The organism is Mesorhizobium sp. M1A.F.Ca.IN.020.04.1.1 (genome assembly GCF_003997315.1).
In the GTDB taxonomy this organism is placed as follows: domain Bacteria; phylum Pseudomonadota; class Alphaproteobacteria; order Rhizobiales; family Rhizobiaceae; genus Mesorhizobium.
Genome location: NZ_RZSN01000264.1, coordinates 1 through 5382, shown reverse-complemented (window position 1 = coordinate 5382; position 5382 = coordinate 1). Strand labels below are relative to the sequence as shown.

The window sequence follows — 5382 nt, the reverse complement described above, 5'->3', positions numbered from 1 at the left end:
GTCCAATGCCAGGACCCGCAGGGCGCGCATTTCGCGCTGCTGGCGCCTGGGCGGTAGAAACTGCCGCCCCCTTGTGGGGCAGATGTCCGGTCCATCCTCCGCAGCCGCGGCGCAGCTGCGCGGAGGTCGGGCCGGGCAGAGGGGAGCGCTGGCCCGGCGCCGGCGTCGCCCTCTTGGGCATCACTCCGGCGTCAGCACCGCCACTTTGAGATCGGCCTTCTTGGCGCCGCTGAGCTGCACGGTGGCCGGACCGGCGGACAGCTTGAAGCGCACGCTCTTGCGAATGCCCGGGCAGGTCTTTGCGCGGCTGAAGCCCGCCGACTTCACGGCGCGGCCGTCTTGGACGACATCGATCCAGACCTCATCGGACAGGCTGAACTGGAGCTCACCTTCAGCCGGTACGGTCACGCTTGCCATCGCGCCGAACGTGCCGGCTGCCGGTGCACGTCCAGGCGGAACTTCAAACCCGATCGTGTCGACCGCTGCAAGTGAGAAATCCGCCGCTTGCCCGACTGTCAGGGCCGCGCCGGACTGGGCGGCGGACGCTGACGGAAACAGGGCCTGCTCGCGTGTCACCGGCCATTTGAAGGCATCACAACCAGCATCGGCAGCTATGGCGAAGCTCGTGCCTGCAAGGAATGCGAAGAGGCTGATGGCGAATTTTTTCATGGCGATGGATTCCCGGATGATTTGGTGTATCCGCGCATCAATACAACTTATGAGAGACAATTGCAACCACGGCGAGAATAAGCCGGAAGAGGTGAACTCATGCCCACTCACCGATTGTTGATGGCAGGGCATGGGAAGTGAATGGTCCGCTTCCGGGCGATAATTTATGGCGGGTCCGGAAGGGCAAGATGGAGTTTAGATGAAGCTTTTTGAAGGTCTCTCCCGCTATCAGCCGCAGGCGCTGGGCGTGCTTCGCATCATGACGGCGCTGCAGTTCACCGAGCACGGCACCCAGAAGCTGTTCAATTTCCCCGCCGGCGCCCATGCCGGGGCGCTGACGGGGCTCGCGCTGACGTCCGCAATCCTTGAATTCGCCGGCGGCATCCTGCTGGCGCTGGGGCTGTTGACCCGACCCGTGGCGTTCCTGCTCTGCGGCGAAATGGCCATCGCCTATTTCATGGCGCATTTCCCGCGCGACTTCTTCCCCGTTAACAATGGCGGCGACGCTGCGATCTCGTTCTGCTTCATTTTCCTCTATCTGGTCTTTGCCGGTCCCGGCGCTTTCGCGCTCGACAACCGCCGCAGCGCCTGATGCCCTGTGCGGACGCGCGCCTGTTTTTCAGGCGCGCATCCGCTCGAAATTGGCATCGAACAGCGGCGTTGCCTGAATGCGCGCGGCGTGGCGCTTGCCGAGGATCTCGATCTCGAAGCCGTCGGGCCTGTCGGCGATCTCCTTCGGCACGTAGCCCATGGCGATGGACTTTTTTGCATTGTGCGCATAGCCGCCGGACGTCACCCAGCCGCGCACGACGCCGTCGTGCCAGATCGCCTCGTCGCCGATGACGTCGGCATCAGTGGCCTCGACGATGAAGGCGCGCAGCCGGAGCTTGCCGCCCTGCTTGCGCTCGGCAATGGCGGCTTCCTTGCCGATGAACCCGGCCTCCTTGCCGTAGGCGACGAAACGGTCGAGCCCGGCCTCGAGCGGTCCGTAGATCGGCCGGTATTCGCGCGCCCATGAACCGTAATTCTTTTCGAGCCTGAGCGCATTGAGCGCGCGCGACCCGAACAGGCCGATGCCGAATTCCTCGCCGGCCCTGATCAGCGCCTGGTAAGCGGCGCGCTGATACTCCGGCGCCATCCAGATCTCGTAGCCGAGATCGCCGGTGTAGCTGACGCGGCCGACAAGACACGGCGCCATGCCGATATCGATCGTGGCGACGGCCATGAATGGGAACGCCGGGTTTGAGACGTCGGCGCGGGTGACTTTGGCCAGCACCGCCCTCGCCTTCGGACCGGCGATGGCTAGGCCGGTGAGCTTCTGCCCCAGCGATTTTATCTGCACCGAGCCGTCCTTCGGCAGATGCGCCTCGAACCAGCGCATATGGTACTGCTCGGCGACGCCGGAGCCGGCGACGAACCAGTCGCCCTCGCCGACATTGGCGAGCGTGAGATCGCCGATCAGCTTGCCGTCTCCCTTCAGCATCGGCGCCAGCGTCATGCGGCCGGGCTTGGGCAGCCTGCAGGCAAGCAGACGGTCGAGCCAGGCTGCCGCCCCCTCGCCCGTCACCTTGTACTTGGCAAAGCTCGATATCTCCGAGAGGCCGACGCCGTTGCGGACGGCGGCCACTTCGCTGCCGACATGGTCGAAATCGGTCGACCGCCGCCAGGAGAACTCGTCCTTGACGCCTTCTGGCGCATACCAGAGCGGCACTTCCAGCCCAAAGGCGACGCCCCATTGCGCGCCTTTGGTCGACAATGTGTCGTAAAGGGGCGTTGTCTTCAGCGGCCGTCCGGCCGGCAGTTCCTCGTTCGGGAAGCGGATCGAGAAGCGGCGCGAGTAATTCTCGCGCACCTTGGCGTTGGTGTAGGTCATCGTCGCCCAGTCGCCGTAGCGCGCCACGTCCATCGCCCAGATATCGGCGCCGGGATCACCCTCGATCATCCAGTTTGAGAGCGCCAGGCCAACACCGCCGCCTTGAGAAAAACCCGCCATGACGCCGCAGGCGACCCAGAAGCCCGGCAGACCGCGCACCGGACCGACCAGCGGATTGCCATCCGGCGCAAAGGTGAAGGGGCCATTGATGATCTGCTTGATCCCGGTTTTCTGAAAGGCCGGGAAGTGACGGAAGCCGATTTCGAGCGAGGGCGCGATACGGTCGATATCCGGCTCCAAGAGCTCATGGCCGAAATTCCAGGGTGTGGAGAATTCGGACCAGACCTTGTTGGCTTTCTCGTAGGTGCCCATCAGCATGCCGCCGCGCTCCTGGCGCAGATAGAGCTCGCCGTCGAAGTCGACCGCATGGATGATTTCCGTGCCGGTCTTCTTGTTCCAGTCGGCGACCTCCGGCATGTCCTCGGTGATCAGGTACATGTGCTCCATGGCGAGCACCGGCAGTTCGAGCCCGACCATGCGGCCGACCTCGCGCGCCCAAAGACCGCCGGCGTTGACGACATGCTCGGTGATCACATCGCCCTTGTTGGTGATGACGCGCCAAAGCCCGTCGGGCCGGCGCACGATGTCCTCGACCTTGGTGAAGCGCTCCACTTCCGCGCCCAGCTTCCGCGCCGCCTTGGCGTAAGCGTGGGTGACGCCGGAGGGATCGAGATGGCCGTGCTCCTTGTTGCGCACGGCGCCGACGAATTGCTTCGGATCGATGAGCGGCATCAACTCGGCCGCTTCCTTCGCCGAGATCACCTCGAGGTCGATGCCGAGATAGCGGCCCTTGGAGACGACCCCGCGCAGCCAGTCGAGCCGCGCCTCGGTTGCTGCCAAGAGCACGCCGCCGGTCAGATGCACCCCCGTCGCCTGGGCGGAAAGCTCCTCGATCTCCTTGTAGAGCGAGATCGTGTATTTCTGCAGCTTGGCGACGTTGGGATCGCCGTTGATGGTGTGCATGCCGCCGGCCGCATGCCAGGTCGAGCCCGAGGTCAGCTCATCGCGCTCCAGAAGCACCACGTCCGTCCAGCCGTGGCGGGCAAGATGGAACAGCACGGAACATCCTACAACACCGCCGCCGATGACCACGACCTTTGCATGCGACTTCATAGGTTCTTCTCGTTACTTCGGGGAATTGGATGATTGAGTGGATTCAGGATGAGAGGCATGTCTCTCCTCAAACGTCGGCGCTGCCCCTCACCCTTGCCCTTTCCCCGTGAAAAACGGGGAGAGGGGTCGCCAGCGCTGTAGCGCTTCCCTTCTCCCCGTCCTTCACGGGGAGAAGGTGCCGGAAGGCGGATGAGGGGCAGCGCCAGCGTTCCAAAACCGTCACGGCTCGCCCTGCCCGATCGCTTCCTTGCGGCGCGCCATATAGGCTTCAAGCGCCTCGCGCAGGGCTGGGTCCATTGCGGGCTGAACGTAGTCTTCCAGCGCCTTCTTCCAGAGCCGGGTCGCGCGCGCCGTGGCATCGAGCGCGCCGGCCTCCTGCCAGGCCTCGTAGTTCTGCCAGTTGGAGAGCATCGGCTGATAGAAGGCGGTGGCATAGCGTTCAAGCGTATGCGGCTCGCCGAAGAAGTGGCCGCCGGTGGGCACGGCGCCCAATGCGTCGACCGCCAATTCGCCTTCGTCGACCACGATCGGTCGCAGGAATTCCATCATGTGCTGCATCATCTCGACATCGATGATGAGTTTTTCGAATGAGGCCGTCAGTCCGCCCTCCTGCCAGCCGGCGGCATGATAGACGAGGTTGCCGTGGCCAAGCACGGCACCCCACAGCGCCATCAGCGTCTCATAGGCGCCTTGCGCATCGGCGGCATTGGACGCCGAGCCCGGCGTCGTGCGGTACGGCAGATTGTAGCGCCGCGCCAATTGCCCGGAGGCGATGTTGGCCTTGGTGTTCTCCGGCGTGCCGAAGGCCGGCGCGCCGGACTTCATGTCGACATTGGAAGTGAAGGCGCCATACATCACCGGCGCGCCGGGCCGCACCAACTGGGTCAGCACGATGCCGAACAGTGCCTCGGCATTTTGCTGCGCCAGCGCGCCGGCAAGCGTCACCGGGCTCATCGCGCCCATCAGCGTGAACGGCGTCACCGCCACCGACTGGCCGAACTCGGCCATGGTCATCAGCCCTTCGGCCATCATCTCGTCGAAGCGGCGCGGCGAGTTGACGGAAATGATGGTGGTGACGCCGGGATCCCGGCCGATCTGGTCGAGAGTCAAGCCACGCGCGATCGCCATCATCTCGATGCCGTCCAGCGCCCTGCCCCGGCCGATCGCCGAGACATGGAAGCATTTGTCGGTCAGCGTCAGATTGGCGAAGTAGGTGTCGAGGTGCCGCGAATTCGCCGGCAGCTCGATCGGCGCGCAGACCTGGTTCCCCAGCATATGGATGCAGTTGAAATGCTGCGCCAGCCGGACGAGATCGCAATAGTCGGCGAGATTGCCGGCGCGGCGGCCGCGCTCCATGTCGTGCACATTGGGCGGCCCGGCCACCAGCGTGAAGTTGATCGTGTTGCCGCCGAGATAAACGGCGTGAGCCGGGTTGCGTGGCGTAAGTGTGTAGCCGGCCTGTGTCGTCTTCAGCGCTTCGTCGACCATGCCCCGATCGAGGCGCACATTCATCGAGCTGTGATCGACCTTGGCGCCGGCGCGTTCGAACAGCGCGAGCGCTCGCGGGCTCATCACCTCGATGCCGAAACTTTCGAGAATATGCATCGAGGCCTGGTGAATGGACTCGATCTGGTCGGCCGAAAGCACCGCCATGGGCGGGTAAGGGT

At 64.4% G+C, this 5382-nt stretch carries 4 protein-coding genes; 1 reads left to right on the top strand and 3 read right to left on the bottom strand.

Annotation, left to right across the window (positions count from 1 at the left end; genetic code table 11):
* Positions 1-180: 180 nt before the first annotated feature.
* The gene (locus EOA49_RS29940; protein WP_067328944.1) at positions 181-669 is read right to left on the bottom strand and encodes a hypothetical protein; all 489 of its coding nucleotides are present in this window, start codon (positions 667-669) and stop codon (positions 181-183) included.
* 199 nt (positions 670-868) lie between these two features.
* Between EOA49_RS29940 and EOA49_RS29935 the strand changes: the two genes are divergently transcribed.
* On the top strand, positions 869-1261 hold the full coding sequence (locus tag EOA49_RS29935; protein WP_067328942.1) for a DoxX family protein: 393 nt from the start codon (positions 869-871) through the stop codon (positions 1259-1261).
* Positions 1262-1288: 27 nt separating this feature from the next.
* On the opposite strand, the gene EOA49_RS29930 is transcribed toward EOA49_RS29935, so the two are convergent.
* Both EOA49_RS29930 and EOA49_RS29925 read right to left on the bottom strand, forming a co-directional pair.
* Positions 1289-3715 (bottom strand): FAD-dependent oxidoreductase, encoded by a 2427-nt coding sequence (locus EOA49_RS29930; protein WP_127240714.1) that lies wholly within the window; start codon positions 3713-3715, stop codon positions 1289-1291.
* A 219-nt stretch (positions 3716-3934) separates the two neighbouring features.
* The coding region (locus tag EOA49_RS29925; RefSeq protein WP_127243528.1) for a trimethylamine methyltransferase family protein at positions 3935-5382 on the bottom strand (1448 nt) is incomplete at its 5' end.

Excerpts from the sequence above, each read along its gene's own strand:
- EOA49_RS29935 (WP_067328942.1), top strand. The coding sequence starts at position 869 with ATGAAGCTTTTTGAAGGTCTCTCCCGCTATCAGCCGCAGGCGCTGGGC.
- EOA49_RS29930 (WP_127240714.1), bottom strand. The coding sequence starts at position 3,715 with ATGAAGTCGCATGCAAAGGTCGTGGTCATCGGCGGCGGTGTTGTAGGA.
- EOA49_RS29940 (WP_067328944.1), bottom strand. The coding sequence starts at position 669 with ATGAAAAAATTCGCCATCAGCCTCTTCGCATTCCTTGCAGGCACGAGC.